Annotated in this window: 20 protein-coding genes; 14 read left to right on the forward strand and 6 right to left on the reverse strand. The window is 41.7% G+C overall.

Annotated elements, in window-relative coordinates:
* Positions 1-12: 12 nt before the first annotated feature.
* Positions 13-1,650 carry a methyl-accepting chemotaxis protein gene (locus ACYVGZ_RS06855; RefSeq protein ID WP_460753075.1) on the reverse strand — a complete coding sequence of 546 codons (1,638 nt, stop codon included), beginning with the start codon at positions 1,648-1,650 and terminating at the stop codon, positions 13-15.
* Positions 1,651-1,824: 174 nt separating this feature from the next.
* Positions 1,825-2,682, reverse strand: a complete 858-nt coding sequence (rarD, locus tag ACYVGZ_RS06860; RefSeq protein ID WP_460753078.1) for an EamA family transporter RarD — start codon at positions 2,680-2,682, stop codon at positions 1,825-1,827.
* A 225-nt stretch (positions 2,683-2,907) separates the two neighbouring features.
* Here rarD and ACYVGZ_RS06865 point away from each other — a divergent pair, with 225 nt between their 5' ends.
* The 10 genes from ACYVGZ_RS06865 (at position 2,908) to ACYVGZ_RS06910 (ending at position 12,561) form a co-directional block, all read left to right on the forward strand.
* On the forward strand, positions 2,908-5,295 hold the full coding sequence (locus ACYVGZ_RS06865; protein ID WP_460753080.1) for a putative bifunctional diguanylate cyclase/phosphodiesterase: 2,388 nt from the start codon (positions 2,908-2,910) through the stop codon (positions 5,293-5,295).
* Positions 5,296-5,363: 68 nt separating this feature from the next.
* Positions 5,364-6,299 carry a 2-hydroxyacid dehydrogenase gene (locus ACYVGZ_RS06870; RefSeq protein ID WP_460753083.1) on the forward strand — a complete coding sequence of 312 codons (936 nt, stop codon included), beginning with the start codon at positions 5,364-5,366 and terminating at the stop codon, positions 6,297-6,299.
* A gap of 60 nt (positions 6,300-6,359) precedes the next feature.
* Entirely contained in the window at positions 6,360-6,707 is a 348-nt protein-coding gene (locus tag ACYVGZ_RS06875) for a 5-carboxymethyl-2-hydroxymuconate Delta-isomerase (protein WP_460753086.1), read from the forward strand.
* Between the two features lie 31 nt (positions 6,708-6,738).
* Complete coding sequence (locus ACYVGZ_RS06880) at positions 6,739-7,698, forward strand: phospholipase A (RefSeq protein WP_460753089.1); 960 nt, start codon at positions 6,739-6,741, stop codon at positions 7,696-7,698.
* A gap of 83 nt (positions 7,699-7,781) precedes the next feature.
* Positions 7,782-8,348 (forward strand): hypothetical protein, encoded by a 567-nt coding sequence (locus tag ACYVGZ_RS06885; RefSeq protein ID WP_460753091.1) that lies wholly within the window; start codon positions 7,782-7,784, stop codon positions 8,346-8,348.
* A 141-nt stretch (positions 8,349-8,489) separates the two neighbouring features.
* On the forward strand, positions 8,490-9,005 hold the full coding sequence (locus ACYVGZ_RS06890; protein ID WP_460753094.1) for a phosphatase PAP2 family protein: 516 nt from the start codon (positions 8,490-8,492) through the stop codon (positions 9,003-9,005).
* On the forward strand, positions 9,002-10,093 hold the full coding sequence (locus ACYVGZ_RS06895; RefSeq protein WP_460753097.1) for an MJ1255/VC2487 family glycosyltransferase: 1,092 nt from the start codon (positions 9,002-9,004) through the stop codon (positions 10,091-10,093). The genes ACYVGZ_RS06890 and ACYVGZ_RS06895 overlap by 4 nt, the downstream gene beginning before the upstream one ends.
* Positions 10,094-10,304: 211 nt before the next feature.
* A complete protein-coding gene (gene folE / locus ACYVGZ_RS06900; protein ID WP_460753099.1) occupies positions 10,305-10,985 on the forward strand; it encodes a GTP cyclohydrolase I FolE in 681 nt (226 codons plus the stop codon).
* 36 nt (positions 10,986-11,021) lie between these two features.
* Positions 11,022-11,285, forward strand: a complete 264-nt coding sequence (locus ACYVGZ_RS06905; protein WP_460753102.1) for a hypothetical protein — start codon at positions 11,022-11,024, stop codon at positions 11,283-11,285.
* A 58-nt stretch (positions 11,286-11,343) separates the two neighbouring features.
* Positions 11,344-12,561, forward strand: a complete 1,218-nt coding sequence (locus ACYVGZ_RS06910) for an MFS transporter (RefSeq protein ID WP_460753105.1) — start codon at positions 11,344-11,346, stop codon at positions 12,559-12,561.
* A 70-nt stretch (positions 12,562-12,631) separates the two neighbouring features.
* On the opposite strand, the gene ACYVGZ_RS06915 is transcribed toward ACYVGZ_RS06910, so the two are convergent.
* Both ACYVGZ_RS06915 and ACYVGZ_RS06920 read right to left on the reverse strand, forming a co-directional pair.
* On the reverse strand, positions 12,632-14,179 hold the full coding sequence (locus ACYVGZ_RS06915; RefSeq protein ID WP_460753108.1) for an alanine/glycine:cation symporter family protein: 1,548 nt from the start codon (positions 14,177-14,179) through the stop codon (positions 12,632-12,634).
* 10 nt (positions 14,180-14,189) lie between these two features.
* On the reverse strand, positions 14,190-14,630 hold the full coding sequence (locus ACYVGZ_RS06920; protein ID WP_460753110.1) for a universal stress protein: 441 nt from the start codon (positions 14,628-14,630) through the stop codon (positions 14,190-14,192).
* A gap of 423 nt (positions 14,631-15,053) precedes the next feature.
* On the opposite strand from ACYVGZ_RS06920, the gene ACYVGZ_RS06925 reads away from it, so the two are divergent.
* From ACYVGZ_RS06925 to ACYVGZ_RS06940, 4 genes are all read left to right on the forward strand, one after another.
* Positions 15,054-16,436, forward strand: a complete 1,383-nt coding sequence (locus tag ACYVGZ_RS06925) for an L-serine ammonia-lyase (protein ID WP_460753113.1) — start codon at positions 15,054-15,056, stop codon at positions 16,434-16,436.
* Positions 16,437-16,658: 222 nt separating this feature from the next.
* Positions 16,659-18,233, forward strand: coding sequence for an inorganic phosphate transporter (locus tag ACYVGZ_RS06930; RefSeq protein ID WP_460753116.1), 1,575 nt, complete (start codon positions 16,659-16,661; stop codon positions 18,231-18,233).
* Positions 18,234-18,428: 195 nt separating this feature from the next.
* Positions 18,429-19,196 carry a hypothetical protein gene (locus tag ACYVGZ_RS06935; RefSeq protein ID WP_460753120.1) on the forward strand — a complete coding sequence of 256 codons (768 nt, stop codon included), beginning with the start codon at positions 18,429-18,431 and terminating at the stop codon, positions 19,194-19,196.
* Positions 19,197-19,366: 170 nt separating this feature from the next.
* A complete protein-coding gene (locus tag ACYVGZ_RS06940; RefSeq protein WP_460753123.1) occupies positions 19,367-19,987 on the forward strand; it encodes a LysE family translocator in 621 nt (206 codons plus the stop codon).
* On the opposite strand, the gene ACYVGZ_RS06945 is transcribed toward ACYVGZ_RS06940, so the two are convergent.
* Positions 19,984-21,933, reverse strand: coding sequence for a DNA topoisomerase III (locus ACYVGZ_RS06945; protein ID WP_460753126.1), 1,950 nt, complete (start codon positions 21,931-21,933; stop codon positions 19,984-19,986). The genes ACYVGZ_RS06940 and ACYVGZ_RS06945 overlap by 4 nt on opposite strands.
* Before the next feature lie 75 nt (positions 21,934-22,008).
* On the reverse strand, positions 22,009-22,219 hold a 211-nt coding region (locus ACYVGZ_RS06950), incomplete at its 5' end, for a hypothetical protein (protein WP_460753129.1).

The following is a 22,219-nucleotide window of genomic DNA, read 5'->3' on the forward strand; positions in this document are numbered from 1 at the left end:
AGTTCATAGGACTCATAGCTTAAATGTAGACATCACCTTCTTCATTTCAACAGAAGTGCTTGCCAGAGACTCACTAGTACTATTATTCTCCTGGATTCTATTCGTCGCCTGTTTTGAAATTGTCATGATTTTCTCATTCAATTCGTTAAGGGTTTGTACTGCTTCGCTCTGAGTACCAACAGTTTCAGTAATCTGGTTGCTGGCTTGAGTAATGGAGTCCACTGAGGTGGCAATGGCTTCAAGAGCCGCCGCAGTAAGGGTAATGTCCTCAGAGGATTGTTGGGATTGCTTATGGCTAGAAGTAATTCTAAGTTCAGCTTCTTTAGCACCATCTTGTAACTTTTTAATCATGGCTTGAATTTCATCGGTAGATGACTGAGTCCGGCTAGCCAATCCTCGAACTTCGTCGGCAACCACGGCAAAACCACGGCCTTGCTCACCAGCTCGAGCCGCTTCAATTGCCGCATTCAAAGCAAGCAGATTGGTTTGCTCTGCGATGTCGCTGATTACGTCTAATACCTTACCTATATTTTGCGATTCTTGTTCTAAGGCAACTACGGATTTTACGCCTATGTCCAGCTCGTCTGAAAGTTGCTGTAAGGAATTGACGGTTTTCTTAATGGATTCTTGTCCTGTTTGTGTTTTATCGGCAGTTTGATGGGCTGACTCTAGGGTCTCTTGGGTACTGTGAATAATATTCGCTTTAAAGCTGTCTACTTCACTAATGGTATCCGACATGCTAGAAAACAAAGCCTCGCGCTCCTGAGTGATTTGTTTAATGTCTTCAGAAACTGTTAATAAGTCATCGCTTTTACTGGCAACTTTATTGTTCATGTCAATTGCTTGTGACAGTGTAGCAGACAAGCGATCAGCAAAAACATTATAAGAATGAGCGATAAGCGCTAGCTGATCTTTACCTGATTCGGGTAAACGAGTTGTGAGATCCCCTTCACCTTTAGCGATGTCATTCATTACTTCACGAATCTGTTTCATAGGTGACAGAATGGAACTGACTACAAAGAAAGAGAGCAGTAAACAGATAGCAATAATGACCAAACTCAAGGTAAGTAAAGTGGTTGCCTGCTGCTGGAATTGGTTGTCGACATCATCTAAATAAATGCCTGAGCCTAAAATCCATTGCCATTCTTGGAAACCTTTCACATATGAAATCTTTTCAACTGGATTTTCACTGCCCGGTTTAGGCCATAAATAGTCAACAAAGCCTGCATTTTGGCTTTCAACAACTTTAATAAACTCACGAAAAATATACTTGCCATTTTGGTCTTTTAAATCAGCAAGGTTTTTAGTATCTAATGCAGGGTTTACGGAGTGCATAATCATATTGGATTGATAGTCGTTAATCCAAAAGTACTCTACTTCATCGTAGCGCATATTTTTAATGATTTGCATGGCTTGCTGTTGCGCGCTATTGCGATCCAGCAGCCCCTCGCTTTCTTGCTTTTGGAAATATTGAATAACCCCATAGGCAGTTTCAACCACATGACGTGTTTTTGTGGATTTTTCATCAAGAAGGGAGTGTTTCGTCTCGTTAAGAGACATGAATACGACGGCAAGAAAGCCGATCGACAATAATCCAACAAGAGAAACTAAGCGAGTTTTTATAGAAATTGAGCGAAGCATGTTTATCATTATTATTCCTCAACGGGCAATCTTAAGAAAGAAAAGTTACCTAGACGGGCTGTCTGTCTTTCTTTCAGTATGGTTCTGTTTTACCTCATTCGTCCATAAATTGCGGATATTTTTATTTTACCTACTTTCACTCAAGTAGCTAGTCTTGTTGGGTTTAAGTTGGTTTAAGTTAGTTTAAGCTCTTCTGCGGCTATCCCATGTGAAAAGTAATAAGGCCAGCCAAATAAAAGCGAAGGTAATCAATTTTTCATTTTCATAATTTTCTTGGTATACAAATACCGCGAGTAAAAAGAGGATGCTGGGCGACAAATACTGAAAAAAACCAATTTGTGCTAAGGGTAAGCGCTTTGCAGCCGCGGAAAAAAACAATAAAGGGGCTGTTGTGATGGGGCCTGCTAGCGCCAGTAAAAGCCAATTATCAGAATTGCTAATAGCTGGTATTTCGCCTTGGCTGTTAAGCCAAACCATGTAGAGTAACGCAAAAGGCAATATCAAGCAGGTTTCTATAAACAATGAGGTCAAGCTGTCTGTTGAAGTGCGCTTATGCAGTAGCCCGTAAAAACCAAAACTGAATGCTAACACTAAGGATATCCAAGGCAAATACCCTAGACTGATTAATTGAAAAATGACGCCAGAAGCTGCTAATACTATGGCTAGCCAAGCCAGAGGGGAATGACGCTCTTTTAGAAAAACATACCCTAAAAATAACGTGATTAGAGGGTTTATATAATAGCCTAATGATGTATCCAACATTCGATCATTATTGATTGCCCATATAAATACCAGCCAGTTTGTAGCAATGAGAAGAGTAGTGAATAGCAGGATGACCAGCTGATTAGGCTGCTTAATCACCACTACAACCTTCTCCCACTTGGCAATTACGCTGATAATAAGAGTCAGTAGCAAAGAAGACCAAAGCACTCGATTAGCCACTATGTCTGTTGGGGCTATATGTCCAAGTGTTTTGAAGTAAATAGGGGTAAATCCCCAAAGCCCAAAGGCTCCTAGGGCAAATAAATAACCGAGATTCATATTATTTCCATATAGTTAGCTTGTGTACTTATGTAACTGAAAAAGAAAACAGTGATAAAATTGAAATGTATCGATTTGTAATTTTTTTAAACCTTGCTGTCGCCAAGTTTTCGAATACATAATGCTATTTTTCTTATTAGTAAGCAATGAAGGCACTAGTAAGAAGAATAGAGTTTGCTTTTTATTCAGTTGAATAAACCTAGCTTTTCTTAACTAGAGAAATAAATGAAACGATCTTTTCTAACGTCCTTGTTTGCCAAGCAAGCGGCTTTGACCCTTCTATTGGCGGTAGGATTAAGTTTACTGAGTAGCTGCTATCAGCTGATTAGTGGTGTTGGCGAGTTGCAAGAGCAGACTGAAGAATCCTTTTCAGAATGGATGCAGGTACTGAATCGTCCTTTAGTGGATGCTCTAGTAGACGATGATTTTGTAGCAGTCGAAAGGCGGCTTGAATCTTTACTAAATTACCCTCTAGTTTCTTATGTGCAATTGACAGATCGACAGGGCCGAGTAATTGCGAAGTTAGAGCCTCTTGAGACAAATCAAAACCTGATTCATCAATTTGCTGATAGTTTATTACCAGAGTTAAAAGCGTACAGCGCTCCACTTTACGACCCGCAAAAACTTGAAGTATTAGGAACAGTAAGCATTGTGCCTCACACTCACCGTGTTATTGAGGTGTTATTTAGAGAACTGGTAGACAGTTTTTGGGATCATTTAATACGAGACATTTTTTTAGTCAGTCTTATTTCGCTGTTGTTTTATTTTTTAGTGACGCACCCGTTAAGGCAACTCACTCGCTCTTTATCGCAAATACAAGTGGATACTCACCAGCCTCTATTTAGTTTGGTTGGCGCGAACCGAACCGATGAACTGGGTCGCCTTAGTGTAGCTTTTATGTCTTTATGGCAAAAGCTTCGTACAGCCTTACAAACGTTAGAGGCTAATAACCGTCAGCAAGCTCTAAGAATTGAGTACGCCGGCGATGCTATTTTACAGTTAGATGAAGAGCAAACTATTGCGCTAGCGAACGTTGCCGTTGCAAAACTGTTAGGGATTGATAGGGATTTGTTATTAGGCCGAAAGCTCTCTTCAGTTTGTACCACACCACAATGGCAGTTATTTTGTGAACAGGTTGCTCAAGCCAGTGTCAACTCGAATAGCACTCATGAAACTCTAATTGAAACCACAAAGGGAAATATTCCTGTAGAGGTGAGTTTAGCCAAATTTGAGGTAGACTCGAATTTAGAAACATTACTTTTGATTCGTGATATTACCGAGCGTAAAGCGTCTGAGGCTCACATACATGAACTTGCTTATTATGACAGTTTAACTCATTTACCAAATCGCCAATTCTTGATTGAGCAGTTGTCAGTGTTGTTGGATGAACAGCAAAAGGTTAAACAGACAGCTGCACTTGTATTTGTTGATCTTGATCGATTCAAGACGGTTAATGATTCCCTAGGGCACAATGTCGGCGATCAACTATTGTGTCGGGTAGCAGAAGAGTTTCAAAAAATTGCTCAAGAGAATGTCACGTTAATGCGCCTAGGAGGCGATGAATTTGCTTTTTTATTAGTTAACCTAGCGAGTCAGTGTGCTTCGACCGAAATGAAGCTACACGATTTTATGAGCAAAGTGATTACCGCTTGTAGTCAAATAAATAAGGTTGGGTTGCATGAAATGCATGTAAGTGCCAGTGCTGGAGCAACCATTTTTCAAGGAAAGAAAGATATTTTAACCATTTTTAAACAAGCAGACACGGCGTTAAACCAGGCCAAAGAAAATGGCCGTAATACTCATCTTTTATATCGTGCAAGTATGCAAGAAGCAGTTGATGCTCGATTAAAAATGGAAAAAGCGCTTCATCAGGCCCTAGCCAATCGTGAGTTTAAGTTGTTTTACCAGCCTCAAATGAACGATCAAGGAAGCTTGATTGGTAGTGAAGCATTAATGCGTTGGCAAGATCAATCAGGGCAGTTTATTTCGCCAGCGCAATTTATCCCTGTGGCTGAAGAAATAGGCTTAATTGTTGATATTGGCGATTGGGTGATGGATGAAGCTCTAGGACAAGTGGCGGCTTGGATAAAGCAAGGGCAATGGTTGGCGGATTGGCGTATGTCTATCAATGTGAGTCCACTACAATTCCAGCAAGCTGACTTTTTGCCGAAATTACGTCTGTTATTAGAAAAGCATCAAGTACCTGCAGCGAATGTGGACCTAGAAATTACTGAAAATATGCTGTTGTCTGATTGGGCATCCAGTTTAGCTAAAATGAATGCCGTTAGAGAACTGGGTGTTTACTTGTCTATAGATGACTTTGGTACTGGTTATTCATCATTAAAATACCTTAAATCTTTACCCGTTGATCGTCTTAAAATAGATCAATCTTTTGTTCGAGATTTGCTCGAAGATAAAAGTAATGGAGCCATTGTTGATGCGGTTGTTGCTATGGCTAAAGCCTTAAAAATCAATGTTCTAGCGGAAGGAGTTGAGACACTAGAACATTATGAGTATCTGAAAAAAATAGGTTGTTTGAGCTATCAAGGCTACTACTTTGCTCGGGCATTGCCAGCCAACGAATTTATTGGAGAATTTGTGCCTGCCCATTAGATTACTTGGCACAAGAAAGTGAATCACAGTATGATGGTTGACTTATTTAATGAACTTGGTTTGTCTATATGTTGCCTTTTATAAGCCGTATTAGCTCTGCAGAACAAAAGCATTGGATTGAGCTTCTAAACGAGGCGCTACCTCAAGAGAAGGTGGTGCCGTTTCATGAGCTTAGTGATGAAGAAAGATCTCAATGTGACATTGCTATTTTAGCGAACCCTGACCCTAAAGCGCTAGAGTTACTCCCTAACCTTAAGTGGGTACAAAGTGTGTGGGCTGGAGTAGAGGGGTTGTTGGCCGAAATGCCTAATCCCGATTTTCGAGTTGTGCGCATGGTAGACCCTCAACTTGCCCATACTATGTCAGAAGCGGTATTAGCTTGGACGTTTTACCTACATAGAGACATGCCCAAGTATGCTCAACTACAAAGGCAAGCTCGGTGGCAACAGCAACCAATGGTTCGTGCCGAGGATCGCAGGGTTGGGATTTTAGGCTTAGGTGAACTAGGTCAGGTTAGTGCTCAGCGTTTGCAAGCAAACGGTTTTCAGGTCGCAGGTTGGAGCCGGCGTCCTAAGGCTCTCGACAATGTGACGTGCTTTCATGGTGAAGCTGGGCTAGATCACCTTTTGTCTCACAGTGACATATTGGTCTGTTTGTTACCTTTAACTCCCCAGACTAAGCACCTTTTAAACCGAAAGAACTTAGCATTATTACCCAGTAATGCGGGTATCATTAACTTTGCCCGTGGCGCGATTATTGATGAGGTGAGCTTAGTTTCTGCCCTGGATGAAGGGGCAATTTCCCATGCGGTTTTAGATGTGTTTAATCAGGAGCCATTGCCCCAAGAGGATAAGCTATGGTCTCACCCAAAAGTGACCGTGTTACCTCATATTTCTGCTCCGACTCATCCGCAAAGTGCTTGTCAAATCGTTGCTGATAACATTAGCCAATATCGTAAACAAGGTATTATTCCGAAATCGGTCGATACAACAACAGGTTATTAGAAGAACAGAATCGATCTTGGCGATCTTTCCTAACAAAAATAGTAAAAAGGAGAATTTAATATGCCCCATTGTATTGTGGAATACAGCCAAAACTTAGAACAAGAAGTCTCTCCGGTAGATTGGATGGACGCCATGAAGAAAGCATGTGTCGATTCAGAGTTATTTTCTCCTGATGATATTAAAGTGCGCAGTCGTCCTTACAAAAACTTTATTACCGCAGGACAGGAAGATGCGTTTGTTCATGTTACCTTACGCTTGCTCTCTGGTCGTACTCAGACACAAAAACAACATGTGTCCAAGTTATTATTAGAAGCCTTACTTTCTTTCTCCGTGAAAAATGTCAGTTACTCTGTGGAGCTGTGTGATATGGATAGAGAAACTTATAACAAACAGGTTGTCTTGTCTTAGACGTGATTAACCCCATTCAAAGGTGTCATTAATGAAAGCGATTGTATGCTGTGCAATGTTGGGGGCCGGTGTTGTCGTTGCACAAGAAGGCTCAATTCAGGATACGCAATCATCAAGTAACGCAAGTTCGTCTACCTATACGCCTTTGGAACCTAAAGTACCTGATTCTACTTATCAAAGAGCCCAAGATGCGAAGGGACTGTTTCGACAAAGAGCGATCAGAGAAGCGGCAACAGCGGATAACCCTTTTGTTTTGACTCCTCATAAACCTACGTACTTTTTACCTGTTTACTACAGTTCTCGCATTGATGAAGAGGCATTTCTAGGTGAGGAAGCAGAAAACCAAGACCTAGACAGTACAGAATTTAAATATCAAATCAGTTTAAAATTTCCGCTGGTTTACGATGTGGTGGGTAAAAATACTAGCTTATGGTTAGGCTACACACAGCTGTCTTATTGGCAGGCTTATAACGAGAATATATCCGCGCCGTTTAGAGACACTAACTATGAACCAGAACTTTTTATTAGTACTCAGCCAGAAAGTGAGTTCTTAGGTATAAAGCCTGAATACGTTTCTTATGGTGTTGTGCATGAGTCTAATGGCCAATCAGGAAACCTTTCTCGCTCTTGGAATCGAGTTTACGTAGACTTTCTATTTGAAAAGGAAAATACCGCCATTTCAATCAAACCTTGGTATCGCTTTCCTGAAAACTCTGAAGAAGACGATAATCCAGATATAGATGATTATTATGGTTATGGTGAAATTAGGTTATTACATGTTGTCGATGATTACAGCATTGACGTGATGTTACGTAATAATTTGAAGTTATCAGACAATAAAGGTGCATTTCAAATTGGCTTTAATTTTCCCTTATGGGGAAAAAGCCGCGGCTATCTGCAATATTTTAATGGCTACGGCCAGTCACTGCTTGATTATAACAACCATACTCAATCGATCGGCATGGGGATCATGTTAACGAACTGGCTATAAAAATGCTGATTGGGTGTTAATTGTCATCATATTGTAATGTGTAAAAATTATGGTTTATTGCATTCTAACTAGGAGTTATAACCATGAAATTTATGCCTTTCGCTTCCACTTTAATGGCGGCTGCTTTATTAACAGCTTGTGGTACAGAAACAGTAAAACAAGATCAAGCTCAACCTGTTGTTGAGGCTGTAGCATTAAACAACCAAGACTTATACGAAGTGCACCATGAAGGTCGAATTTATATTTTTGATGATCGTGGTACTTACGAAGAATTTCTTGAAGTAGGTGAAACCTCTTACCGCAAGGTACGTATTGGTGAAGGCCCTAAAGGTGAAACCCTTGTCTTTGGTTTAACGAATGAAGACAAAAAGAAAACATCTGGAATTGCTAGCATCGAAATGTACGATGGTACTTTAGAAGGCGCAACGCCATTTTATGGAGAAATGCGAGTAGAAGGGCGTATTTATGTTTTCTCTTCTCTTGCTGAAATGAACAATGCTCGTCTAGTGGGCGAAGTGCCATTACGTTATACCGATATCGGTTCAGGTCCTGCTGGTGAAACAGTCGTGTATGCACTGAACGGTGATAATAAAAAAGTAAAACCGATTGTAATGATTGAAGCCTTCAAGAAAATGAATGGCTTGAATTAAGCCTTTCCAAACAAAAAAACGCCTTACTGACTTGTTTTCAGTAAGGCGTTTTTTTGTCGTAAATATGTCATAAAAGTGCCGCGAAACTGACATGCTTTCCTTATATTTTAAAATGATGGCAATCGGATTAGGTGTCTATTAATGAATATATTACAGAACATACACGCTTTTGATGTGAGTGCGTTTTATTGGTGTATGGCGCGCAAACGTCGCGATGTTTTGACACGAATAGGAAAAGGCGTTTCGTTTACGGCAGATGGCCCTCTATACGCTTTGATAGGTGTATTACTTTGGTGGTATGGCTATGACACCCTAGCCCTAATAATCGCAGTAGGCTTTATTTTAGAGCGTTGTTTGTACCTAATTTTAAAAAAAGGTTTTAAGCGCAATCGCCCTGCTGATATTTTGGAAGATTTTACGAGTTTTATTATTCCTTCTGATCAGTTTTCTTTTCCTTCTGGACATACCTCTGGTGCATTCTTCATGGCTTATTGTTTGGCAGAATGGTTCCCAGGACTGAATGAATTTTTATACCTATGGGCTACTCACGTGGGCTTATCACGTGTGTTCTTAGGTGTTCATTTTCCAACGGATACCGTAGTAGGTGCATGTTTAGGGACAAGTTGCGCAATGTTGATGGTCGGAGTACTGGCATGAAAATATTATATGGCGTGCAGGGAACCGGTAATGGACACATTACGAGAGCACGGGCAATGGCTGCTGAGTTAAAAGCGGCTAATATCGAGGTCGACTACATATTTTCAGGCAGACCCCCTGAAGAGTATTTTGATATGCAGGCTTTTGGTGACTATCGAACCTTTGAAGGATTAAGTTTTGTCGCCAAAGACGGTCAATTAGATCTACTGGCGACTTACCGTAATGCCCATATTCTAAAATTAGTTAAAGACATAAAATCCCTCGATACAACAGGGTACGATTTGGTCATTACCGATTTTGAACCCATTGTTGCTTGGGCTGCCAAACGCCAAGGCGTATCTTGTATTGGCTTTGGGCACCAATATGCTTTTAATCATGATATTCCTCGCTATAAAGGTAACCTAATAGCTCAGCTTATCATGAAAAAATTTGCACCTGTTAGTACAGCGTTGGGTTCTCATTGGCATCATTTCGGTCATGCAATCTTGCCACCGTTAGTACATTTAAATGCCGAAGTTAATGCGCCTGATAGCGATAAGGTATTAGTTTATTTGCCCTTTGAAAATAGTGAAGCGGTATTTGAATGGCTAGAAGAAATTCCTCAATATCAGTTCCGTATGCACTGTAAAGACATCGAACCTGGAGTGTATGGGCACATAGAAGTGTTTGCATTTGGTCGTGATAGCTTTCAAAAGAACCTTGCTGAATGTGGTTCTGTGCTTTGTAATGCAGGTTTTGAGTTAAATTCAGAAGCCTTGCATTTGGGGCGGAAAATTCTTGTTAAACCACTCAATAAGCAGATTGAGCAACACTCAAATGCCATTGCATTAGAATATTTGGGAGTGGCGTCAGCCTGCGAACAACTTAGCTCGGAAGTGATTTTAGAGTGGTTGAATACCAGTGAATCCGTTCAAATATCTTACCCTAATGTAGCAAAAGCCGTGGTGGCTTGGTTACAGGGAGGGCAACAAGTGAGTTTGTCGGATCTATGCTCAAGCCTATGGCAACAAACTAATAGCTCTTCGCCAGTACAATTTGACTACCCTGCCAAGAAAGCCCCTTTGTCCCATAAAAACGTTATGGTTTAGTCTGTACTAAGAGTACTCGCTTTAGGCGAGTATTCTTACTAATGTCTCATTTTTACCCTGTATATTTTTGGGCTTTGCCTTTACTATTGTCGCTGAATAAGTAATAGAGTGACGAACAGCCAGTATGTTTGGCGCTCGTCTCGAAGCCCAGGTAAAAATTAAGTCATATTTGGCACTGTGGGCAGAGATATTTACAGTTGGCATAAGGTAGATGAAGGTCGCGATGGTAGATCAACTTGATACAGGTAATGAGCTTTCCCGAGAAGCTCAATTAGTAAAAGACACTTTAATTGCCCGTGGCTTAGAAACCCCTATGGTTGAGACAGGTTTAACCAGCGAGCAAAAATATTTAAAGATCAAAAGTGCTTTCGAAGAAGTGGTAACCACTCTAGGGTTAGACTTAACTGATGATAGTCTGGCGGAAACACCACACCGTATCGCGAAAATGTATGTAAGAGAAATCTTCTCAGGTTTAGATTATCAGTACTTCCCCAAGATTACCGTCATTGATAATAAAATGAAGGTCGATGAAATGGTGCGAGTAAGTGATATTAGCTTTACAAGTACCTGCGAACATCACTTTGTAACAATCGATGGGCTAGCAAAAGTGGCCTACTTACCTAAGAATAAAATTATCGGCCTATCGAAAATTAATCGCATCGTACGTTTTTTTGCTCAGCGCCCACAGGTACAAGAGCGGCTTACTCAGCAGATCTTAGTTACCCTACAAGCGCTGCTTGAGACAGACAATGTGGCAGTGAGTATCAATGCGGTACATTACTGTGTGAAAGCCCGAGGCGTGATGGATGCGAGTTCATCCACTCAAACGACTGCTCTTGGTGGCTTATTTAAAAGCAGTGATAAAACACGTGGCGAATTCTTAGCCAATTAGCTCATTATTTCGATTAATGTTTAGGGAATATAAGGTATGTCGAAGCGCAACATTTGGTTTCCTGCTAAGAAAAATGGCTGGGGCTGGGCAAAACCTCAAACATGGCAAGGCTGGCTAAGCCAATTGTTGTATTTATCCTCGGTTGCCTTAACCAGCTACTTAATTGACCCCAAAGAAGAATTACTCAACTGGTCTATTGTGACAGTGTGCTTAACACTTTGTCTGTTATTTTTATATCTCGTTAAAGGTGAGGCTCCGAGCTGGAAGTGGCAGCGGATTAACCGTCGTCGAAAAGGTTAATAATTCACTTCATCTCTATTTAGCCACTTTTTTGGCGTACAAACCTAGGAATACCTAAATGAAACAGGATGTTCAGCCGGCGGCAAACGAAAAGCTGTCCCAAGCCCTATTGTTATTAAGCTTAATGTCGGTCGGCATTGGGCAATCTTTTATCTTTGCTTCCTTACCTCCTATCGGGCGGGAGATCGGCCTTGCTGATGTTCGTATCAGCTCCCTTATTACTGCAGGGGCTGCGGCTTTTGTGGTAGCTGCATTTTTATGGGGCGGCATCATTAACCGAATTGGCAGAGTTAGATCTGTGATCATAGGTATGCTTTGTTATGGTGTGACGATTGCTCTAACAGGGGGCGTTTTACAGCAGGCTTTGGCAGACGACCTTTCCTCAGCATCAGCCTATTATTGGATTTTTTCACTGCGTATTGTATTCGCATTGGGTGTCGCAGGTATTATGCCGTCAGTGCAAACGTATTTGGTAGCCCACAGTGACATCAAACACCGCAGTGGTACCATTGCAAAAATTGGGGCTTCCTTTAGTGTGGGGATGATTCTTGGGCCTGCATTAGCCTCTTTGCTTAGCAGTTTTGGTTTGACCGCTCCTTTTTACATTATTGCTGCCTTTGTGTTTTTTGTTGGAGCTCTGGTTGTTCTATTTGTTAAAGACCAAAAGCACGTTCGCCAGCATGTGAAACCTAAACCAATTAATTGGTTGAAACAACCAGCCATGCCATTCTTGCTCATGTCTGTACTGGCGATTCTTTCAGTGACTGGCATCCAGCAAGTGATTGGTTTTGTCATTCAAGATAGGTTTCTACTAGATGCAGCCCACACCACAAGGCTACTGGGGTTTGCGATGATGAGCATGTCTTGTTTTAGTATTCTTATGCAAATGGTACTAGTGCCAAAGTTTCAGTTTAGTGCGCAAGTGCTTATTTTGAACGGGTTAGTGTTTGCCTTACTGGCCCAACTGACTTTTATATTCAGTCATTCCTACTTGGGAGTATTGGTCGCTATGGGGTTATTCGGTGTCGGCCTAGGTTCTATTTTTCCTGGTGTTTTAACCGCACAAACCTTATTAGTGAAAGACGATCAACAAAGCCGCTTAGCCAGTATCAATGCCTCTATGCAAGGCATAGGAGCCACATTAGGTCCGGTTACTTTGGCCAGTTTATATCAAGTGTCTATGGACATGCCTTTTTATGGTCTTTTAATTGGTATTGCTGTGATGGCAGGGATTTTCTTACGTTGCCGAGAACGTCTGTTGATGGCGCAAGCATAACCTACATTAGAAATAAAAAAGCCAGAGGACAAAAATGTCCTCTGACTTTTTTATTAAGCTAACCTAACGATTAGTCTTTGTACTTTTTAATTTCACCTGATTTTAGACGGCTTAGGTAAGAGTTTAGCTCTTCCTTAACAATCGGCATTAGGAAGTAAAGACCGATAATGTTAGCCACTGCCATCGCGAAGATAGCGGCATCAGAGAAGTCGATTACTGGGCCAAGGTTAGCGGCAGCACCTACAATGATAAATAGGCAGAAAATGATTTTAAAAGTAAGTTCCGCATTTTTACCTTCACCGAATAAGTAAGTCCAAGCTTTCAAACCGTAGTATGACCAACTGATCATAGTAGAGAAAGCGAACAGTACCACAGCAATAGCAAGAATGAATGGGAACCAGCTAATATTGGAACCAAACGCTGCTGACGTTAAAGCAACACCAGAAGAACCGTCTGCGGTCATGATAGTGCCGCTGTCGTTAAGAATGTATAATCCTGTTTCAGCATCGATCATCAACTGTTGAGTGATGATGATAACCAAAGCAGTCATAGTACAAATAACAACCGTATCGATGAATGGCTCAAGAAGAGATACGAAGCCTTCTGTGATTGGCTCGCTGGTTTGTACTGCAGAGTGAGCAATTGCAGCAGAACCAACCCCTGCTTCGTTAGAGAAAGCAGCACGTTTGAAACCTTGGATCAAGGCACCAACTAAACCACCGGCTACACCTGAGCCCGTGAAAGCACCTTCAAAAATTTGACCAAAAGCCCAGCCAATTTTATCAGCGTTCATAATTAGAATCACTAAGGCCGCACCCACATAAAGGATACCCATAAATGGAACCACTTTATCTGTGACGCGAGCGATAGATTTGATACCACCAACAATTACTGCAAATACAAGAGCAGCAAAAACAATACCTGTGATCCAACCAGGATAATCACCAGCTAACTGGCTAATCTGAGCGTGAGCTTGGTTCGCTTGGAACATGTTACCGCCACCAAACGCACCTAGAATACAGAACACGGCAAATAGTCCAGCTAAGATTTTACCTCCAGGAATGCCTCTTTCAGCAAACCCTTTAGAGATATAATACATAGGACCACCAGACACGCTGCCGTCTTTATACTCATTACGGTATTTCACACCCAGAGTACACTCAGTGAATTTAGATGCCATACCCAGCAAGCCGGCTAAGATCATCCAAAAAGTTGCTCCTGCACCACCAATAGAAACGGCTACAGCTACACCCGCAATGTTACCCAAACCCACAGTCCCAGAAAGGGCTGTCGCCAGGGCTTGGAAGTGGCTTACTTCACCTGCATCGTTAGGGTTTGAGTAATCCCCTTTCACAAGGGAGATAGAGTGACCAATGTTTCTGAATTGGACAAAGCCAAAGTATAAGGTGAAAACACTCGCACCTATTACCAACCAAAGAACAATCCATGGAAAGCTGGTCCCGGGAATTGGCGCGAAAATTAGGCTTACAAACCAGCCAGTTGCAGAGCTAAAAGCAGCATTAACCGCAGCGTCTAGGCCTTCCGCTTTCGCAGAGCTACTAAAGGTTAATGTAATAAATGCCATAAAGGCAGATAGAGACGAAATTAGTTTATTCATAAAGACCACCTTAACCTACAACCGTTACTGGAACATTCGCGCTCATAACCAAATTCGCTGTGACACTGCCAAATACTCTGGCACTTAAGCCATGCTCAGATGAACGAGCAACAACGATTTGCTCAGCATTTGACTCAACGGCTACAGTATTAAGTGAGTGAGCTACTTTACCGTGTAACACTCGACCTTCTGCTTTAATACCTACTTCACTGAGCATTTTTAGGGCTGGTTCGATGACACGTTCCTGTGCTTTGGCTACTTCGTCCTGGCGGTTTTTCTTACGCAGAGCGTTTTCTTCGGTAGTTTGGAAAGTATAAGGTGACCATTCGACAACACACACCAGTTCTAATGTGCATTCTTCGCCAATTAAGCCGGCGAGACGCTTCGCATAAGATAAAGCACGGCTACTCGCTTCGCTTCCATCAATGCCTACTACAATCGTTGCTGACATATATTAAGTCCTCTGTAATATTTGTTATAAGAAGTCAGATAACACTGGCTTCCGTAGACTTTATTAAAGCAATTCCCATTCCAAGGTAATGAAAACTTAAAAAGAGACTGCTAAGTGCATCTTTGATTTTGTAAATAATGTGCACTTGCACCATAGAGTGGCATATTTTTTTTAAAAAATCCTGTTATAAAGCATTTTTATCAGAGTTTTATGTTAAGAAATGCATTTTTCTTGGTGTTTATTCCTGAAAATTATCTAAGTAGGGGTAAAAAAGGGTGCTTAATAGGTAGCTTGGAGTGAATGCTTGTTGAATGAGTTGGCGGTAACTATGCTAAGGAAGAACATTTGTTTCTTATTGGAAACAAATGTTCTAGTATTAGCCTATCGGACCATAGAAATGTTAATAAAGATAAAAGGTGTGGTATGGCAATCAGTTTGTTTGATTTATTTAAAGTAGGGGTGGGACCATCAAGTTCTCATACAGTAGGACCTATGTTAGCCGCTTGTCAGTTTGCTAATAAATTAGAAACTTCAAAAAAACTGCCCGTTACAAGTCGAATTAAAGTTGAACTGTATGGTTCGCTTGGAGCTACTGGAAAAGGGCATGGAACTGGCGATGCAGTATTGATGGGGTTAGAGGGGGAGCTACCGGATTTAATTAACCCTGATATGGTGGTTCCTAGAGTCGCTGAAATAGAGCAAACAAAGTCACTTAACATTTTAAAAATAAAGAGCGTTTCTTTTAATTCCCAGCAAGACCTAATTTATCACCGAGTTAAACGTTTGGATTTCCATGCTAATGGAATGACTTTCTATGCTTATGATCAAGCTGGAGAGCTTATTGAAGAAGCGACTTATTACTCAGTAGGGGGCGGCTTTATTGTTAAGCAGAATGAAGAAGGTGACGTTGAACTAGTAGAGGATACGACGGAATTGCCTTATGTTTTTCATGATGCAGAAACCCTTATTGGCTTGTGCCGCACTCATAATCTTACGATTGCGGAGATCATGTTAGCTAATGAACAAGTATGGCGTAGCGAAGATGACATTAAAACTGGTATTTTAAATATCTGGTCTATTATGCAAGCGTGTGTACAGAATGGTATTAGAAAAGAAGGAATTTTACCTGGTGGACTCAAGGTAAAGCGTCGTGCTCCGAGTTTGTATCAAGATCTTAACAGTAAAACGCGCATGGATATGATTACACCATCATTAGGTGCCATGGATTGGGTTAACTTGTATGCGCTAGCAGTTAACGAAGAGAATGCTGCTGGCGGGCGAGTCGTCACCGCACCGACCAATGGCGCGGCAGGTATCATCCCTGCGGTATTACACTATTACTGGGATTTTTGTCCACGCTCTAATGAGCAAGGCATTATCGACTTTTTCTTAACGGCATCGGCAATTGGCATGCTGTTTAAGGAAAATGCTTCTATTTCAGGAGCGGAAGTTGGCTGTCAAGGTGAGGTCGGATCGGCTTGCGCGATGGCCGCGGCAGGTTTAGCAGCGGCTACAGGAGGTACTCCAGAGCAAATAGAGAACGCTGCGGAAATTGGTATGGAACATAACTTAGGGCTGACCTGTGATCCTATTGGTGGATTAGTGCAAGTGCCCTGTATTGAGCGTAATGCTATGGCATCTATGAAAGCGATTAACTCCGCCGCTATGGCGTTAAGAGGAGATGGGCAGCATTATGTATCTTTAGATAAGGTCATTCGGACCATGCGTGATACAGGTCGAGATATGAATGATAAGTACAAAGAAACGTCACGTGGTGGTTTGGCGGTAAATGTTATCGAATGTTAATAAATACGGTGCTTTACTGTGTAAAAGATTACTTTTTACTCAATTAACATTTTAGGGGTGTTTATCTTTTTTGAGGCAGTGTAGAATTGCGGCCGTCCGTTTTATGACAAAATAATGACGGTTTTATGACTGGGGCAAATTGATTTCAGTGTTAGGGATTACACTATGTTTAATGGCGCCCCAAAGCTATGACGAGTGGTAGTTAACCTAATAAGAGTCCTTATGAACCAAGATTCCCCTTCTGAAAAAAATACTAGCCTTTTAGGTGGTAATGATTTTCTGCGAGTACTAATTGCTTTAGCTTTTGTATTAGTATGCGGATTTTACGCTTCAACGATTGGTATCGAAGTATCCAACCTTTCTATTTTATCTATTGCCGCTGCAATTGGCGCGTACATGGCCTTAAATATAGGTGCCAATGATGTTGCCAATAACGTTGGGCCTGCAGTAGGCTCAAAAGCATTATCCATGTCTGGTGCCATTCTTATTGCAGCCATTTGCGAATCGGCTGGTGCTATCATTGCTGGAGGAACTGTTGTTGGCACAATTAAAAAGGGCATTATTGATCCAAATGCCATTGCTGACGCCAAGACCTTCATCTGGGTAATGATGGCGGCTTTGCTGGCTGGCGCGATCTGGTTAAACCTTGCCACCTATATTGGTGCCCCCGTTTCTACAACCCATTCTATTGTAGGTGGTGTTTTGGGAGCGGGTATTGCTGCGGGCGGTTGGGATATAGCTCAGTGGGATAAAATGAGTGCCATTGTTGCCAGCTGGGTTATTTCGCCAGTTTTAGGAGGGGTGATAGCCGCTTCTTTCTTAATTTACATAAAGCGCAATATTACCTATAAAAGTGACATGGTGGAGGCGGCTAAAAAGGTCGTGCCTTTACTTGTTGGTGTTATGGTGTGGGTATTTGCGACCTACTTAACTTTGAAAGGCTTGAAAAATCTTTGGAAGGTTAACTTTATTACCGCTCTAATGATTGGCTTTGCCATTGCACTTACTGTGTACTTTATTGTCCGTCCCGTAGTCGAACGTGCGGCAGATAACCTTAAAAATGACAAAGACTCTGTGAATAGTTTATTCACAATTCCACTTATCATTTCGGCAGCTTTATTAAGCTTTGCTCATGGTGCTAATGATGTCGCCAATGCCATTGGGCCATTAGCGGCAATTAATGAAGCCTTGCAATCAGGAGCAGTACTAGGCAAAGCCGCGATTCCTTTATGGATTATGATTGTGGGTGCTTTAGGTATTGCGGTTGGCTTAGCATTGTTTGGTCCTAAACTGATTAAAACAGTGGGTACTGAAATTACAGAGCTTGATCAAACTCGCGCCTATTGCATTGCAATGGCGGCAGCTATTACTGTGATCATCGCTTCACAACTTGGTTTACCCGTAAGCTCAACACATATTGCCGTTGGTGGTGTGTTTGGGGTAGGTTTTTTACGCGAATACTTGAAGTTATCTTATGATAAGAAACTAGAGGATATTATAGAACACTCTACGGATGCCGGTCATGACGCTATTCAAACTCAAGAGTTTGTTGAGCAATTTACCAAGGCTGATGTAAGCGAAAAGAGGGCGATGTTAAAAGCGCTTAAAGAGCATAAAGCTTCTTCTCCAATTACCTCCCGTGAGAGAAAAGGGCTTAAAAAGGCAACCAAAAAAGAATTGGTTAAACGTTCTGCATTACTAAAAATTGCTGCTGCTTGGGTTATCACAGTGCCCGCTTCAGCGACGTTATCAGCTGCTTTATTCTATATGTTGCTAGGCTATTCTGTAGCGGGTTAATATTGCTTGTTTGATTAACATAGGCCAGCTTTGCTGGCCTTTTTTATGTGTTCTTCATATATGGTCTATGATATAAAAAAAGACTCATAGGATGAGATGAGTATGAGGGATAAATTTAGACATAGAGTGAAATTTGCTTACTAGCCTTTAGGTAAAACATTTATTGGCTAAAAAGCTAAGATAAGTTGCTTAATTATGACTGAAATAGCCATTACTTTTTTATTGTTAGCCATCGGCGGCTTTTTAGTGCTTGCGATCGTCTTGCATTTTAAAGAGCAAGCTCGAATTGAAAGGCAAAGAAAAGCAGCTAGGTTAAATAGTCAGTTGCGCTTGGTAAGAGGCTTTTTAGATGAAATGCCAACACAATACCAGCCAAAAGATATGCGTATTTGGCTGTACTCTCGAATTATAGCACTGAGTGATCAATTGCTTGAATTGCAATCAGATAGTAATTTAGCAAGACGTCGAACTCAATACTCAGACGAATTGCAAAGCTTTCAACAAAGCCCTGATGACAGAAAGCCCCGTACGATTAACGATGAACTTATGATTACTTCTCTGAAGCGTATGTTTGAGTCTTTTCGTACCTATATTTTGCTCGCCCAAAAAGAGAAAAGTTTGTCTTCCGATCAGGCCCGCCGGTTTGATGATTTATTGGTATTTTATAAATATAAAGTCAGTGCAGACTTTTTTGCCTACAAAGCAAATCAGGCATTTTTGAATGGAAAAGTTGAAACAGCGTTATCTATATACCAAGAAGCACTTTCTCAACTTGCGCCAGTGAAAGACTCCCCTGATGCTCAGAGCAGCGTTATTTATCTTAATCAAGCGATAGAAGAGATTTCTCAACAAAGCCCGCTCCATGTAGAGACAAGTAAAACGCCTGCTAATAAAGAGGAATTGGACTCGGAATGGGAGCAGTTCATTGATGATAATACGTTTGAAGAAAAAAAACGTTTCTAAATACAACCTTTAAGTTAAATAAAGGCAGATCTAATAGACTGATTTTTTCGAGGAACGGAGTGAAATCGACTTATTTTTTGCCTTCCCGAATTAACTGCTTGTGTGTCGTTATTGCTTCTGATTAACTCAATTTCAGATTTTTATTCCTTGTCTTTAAATGGAGTTACCGAGTGAACGTAGCGTTATTGTCGGCTTTTATCCCAACCTTTTTCTTTGTTTCAATTACGCCAGGTATGTGTATGACACTTGCCATGACGATGGGCATGACCATAGGGGTAAAGCGTGCTTTATGGATGATGTTGGGGGAATTGATAGGCGTTGGAATTGTTGCTGCGTTATCTGCAGTGGGGGTGGCGGCTTTATTGCTGAATTACCCACAGGTATTTACCGTCTTTAAGTACTTGGGTGGCTTATATTTGGCTTATATTGGCATTCAAATGTGGTTATCAAAAGGGCGAATGGCCATAAAATCTGATGATGACAATCAAGCTCAAACTGCCTGCTTCGATCTTATTTCTCAGGGCTTCGTTACTGCAATTGCGAACCCTAAGGGGTGGGCTTTTTTTGTTGCTTTGCTACCGCCATTTTTGGATGCATCTAAACCAATGGTAAACCAGCTGGTATTGCTAATCACCATTATTTTATCGTTAGAGTTTGTGTGTCTGCTTATTTATGCCAGTGGTGGGAGAACATTAAAGTCATTACTCATGAAAAGCGGTAATGTTCGCATTATGAACCGTATTGCTGGCACATTAATGATCGGGGTGGGGGCTTGGCTAGCGCTAGGCTAATTTGACTTTTTTGCGGCTTTACTTCTTTTACCTGTTGTTGGGTTTCTTTTATATTTTCGGGCTTTAGCCTTGCTAGGAGCTGCGGGTAGCGCTCGCAATGCACTACTTGATACTGTCTGCGATTGATTAAGTAGCGTGTGCAGGCTCGAAGTGAGTTCATTCATAAAACTTTGATAGCTTATCTCATCGAGGCTCATTGCATTCAGTTTAGCTTCCCACTGAGCCGTCATATCAGGTGTGGTTAACGCTTCGGACAGACAGTTTGCAAAAGCTCGCCCCGTACTGCTGGCATGTATCTGTTTACCTTGGCGTGTTAGAAAGCCACGTTTGAAGAGTAACTCAATGATACCAGCTCTAGTCGCTTCTGTTCCCAGTCCGTCTGTTTCTTTTAGCACAGCTTTGATATTGGTGTCTTGCACAAAACGGCTAATGCCTGTCATTGCAGCTAACAGTGTTGCGTCAGTAAAAGCGGGCGGTGGAGTGGTGGTTTTCTCTATCACTTTGCCTTGTTGGCACCATAGAGTGTCTGACTCGGTTAGGAAAGGAAGCTGAGGCTGAGCATCCTCATCCGACTTGGCGGTTTTTTGGGGAAGTACTTCTTTCCAACCTAGTGCTTTAGGGGTATGGCCTTTGGCAAGAAACTTTCCTCCTTCTATGGAGAGTAGAATTTCGCTGGTGAGGTATTCGTAGTTGTCTAAAAACTGCATTAAATACTGGCGGGCAATGAGATAAAACACATTTTGTTCTTGCGAACTTAATTTCTTTACCTTTGCTGCCTGACTGGTTGGGATGATGGCATGATGGGCGGTGACTTTGGCATCATTCCAGGCTTTGGATTTCCGCGCAGGCTTAGCCTTAAGGGCACTTTGGGCTAAAGCCTCTGAGCCAATGCTTAAGGCTTTGATGATGCTACTGGCTTCGCTGTGTTGCCCTTTTGGTAAGTAACGACAATCGGATCTTGGGTAAGTAATAACCTGATGCTTTTCATAGAGGCTCTGGCAGGTATCTAATACCTGTTGTGCGGATAAAGAAAAGACTTTCGCCGCATCAATTTGTAGGCTAGATAAATTATAGGGTAAAGGTGGTGTTTGCTGTTTATCTTGGTATTTTGCTTCAACTAATTGAGCGGGTTTATCTTGGATACGAGTGGCAACATTTTCGGCTAAAGGGCGGCTTAGGATTCTCCCTTCTTCATCCATATAAGGTTTGCAATGTTCACTGGGGAGCCATTTGGCAGAAAAGGAGTGGCCTTGCTGGGTGTGAACCTCGGCCCATACTTGGTAGAAGTCCTTAGCAACAAAGTTTTCTCTTTCTATATCACGCCTTACAACTAACCCAAGTACAGGAGTTTGAACTCGTCCTATAGAGAGTACGCCATTGTAACCTGCTTGGCGGCCTTGGATAGTGTAAGAGCGAGTCAGGTTTAAGCCGAATAACCAATCGGCTCTAGCTCGGGCTAAAGCAGAGCGGGATAAAGCCGAAAACTCACTGTTGGCGCGTAAACTCGCGAGTGCTTTTTTGACCGCTTTGGGGGTTAAGTCACTGATGAGCAGGCGCTTTGTGTTATGCAGTTTGCCTTTTGGAACCTTGGTATGGTGTAAGACTTCATCAACTAAGAGCTGCCCCTCTCTGTCAGGGTCTCCTGCGTGAACAAGTTGGTCGGCTTGCTTGATGAGCTTTTTGAGAATGCTAAATTGCTTTTTGGTTTGCTTTTTTTCTTGCCACTGCCACTCTTGAGGAATGATAGGTAAGTGCTCTAACTGCCAACTTTTGAAGCAAGGGTTGTATTGGTGAGGCTCTGCTTGTTCTAGCAGGTGACCAATACACCAACTAATACAGTCGCCATTTGCTAACCAAATACAGCCGTCTTGTTTTTTTTGTGGTCCTGGCATTGCGGCGGCAATCGCTCGCGCCAGACTGGGTTTTTCAGCAATATAGAGGATCATTCACTTAAGTACTGTTTTTATATACAGTTATTCTAGCGAATTCGATTGATTATTGCCAGTTCCTTACTACTCGTATCAAGTATTGTTGAGCTCAATAGTATGGCTTTTGCTGCTGGACCCTTCCTGATGGGAGTCAAACAAAAAACAACTAGCAGAAGAAAATAGGACCAAACTGACAAAAATGATACCTATGTAATCAGTGCGCTTTACTGAGGTATTAGGGTTTAGGTGCGATTTATGTGTGGCTTGCTGTTTCATAACCGGCTCCTTGCAATGATAGAAAATT

This window comes from Marinomonas epiphytica (assembly GCF_054780655.1).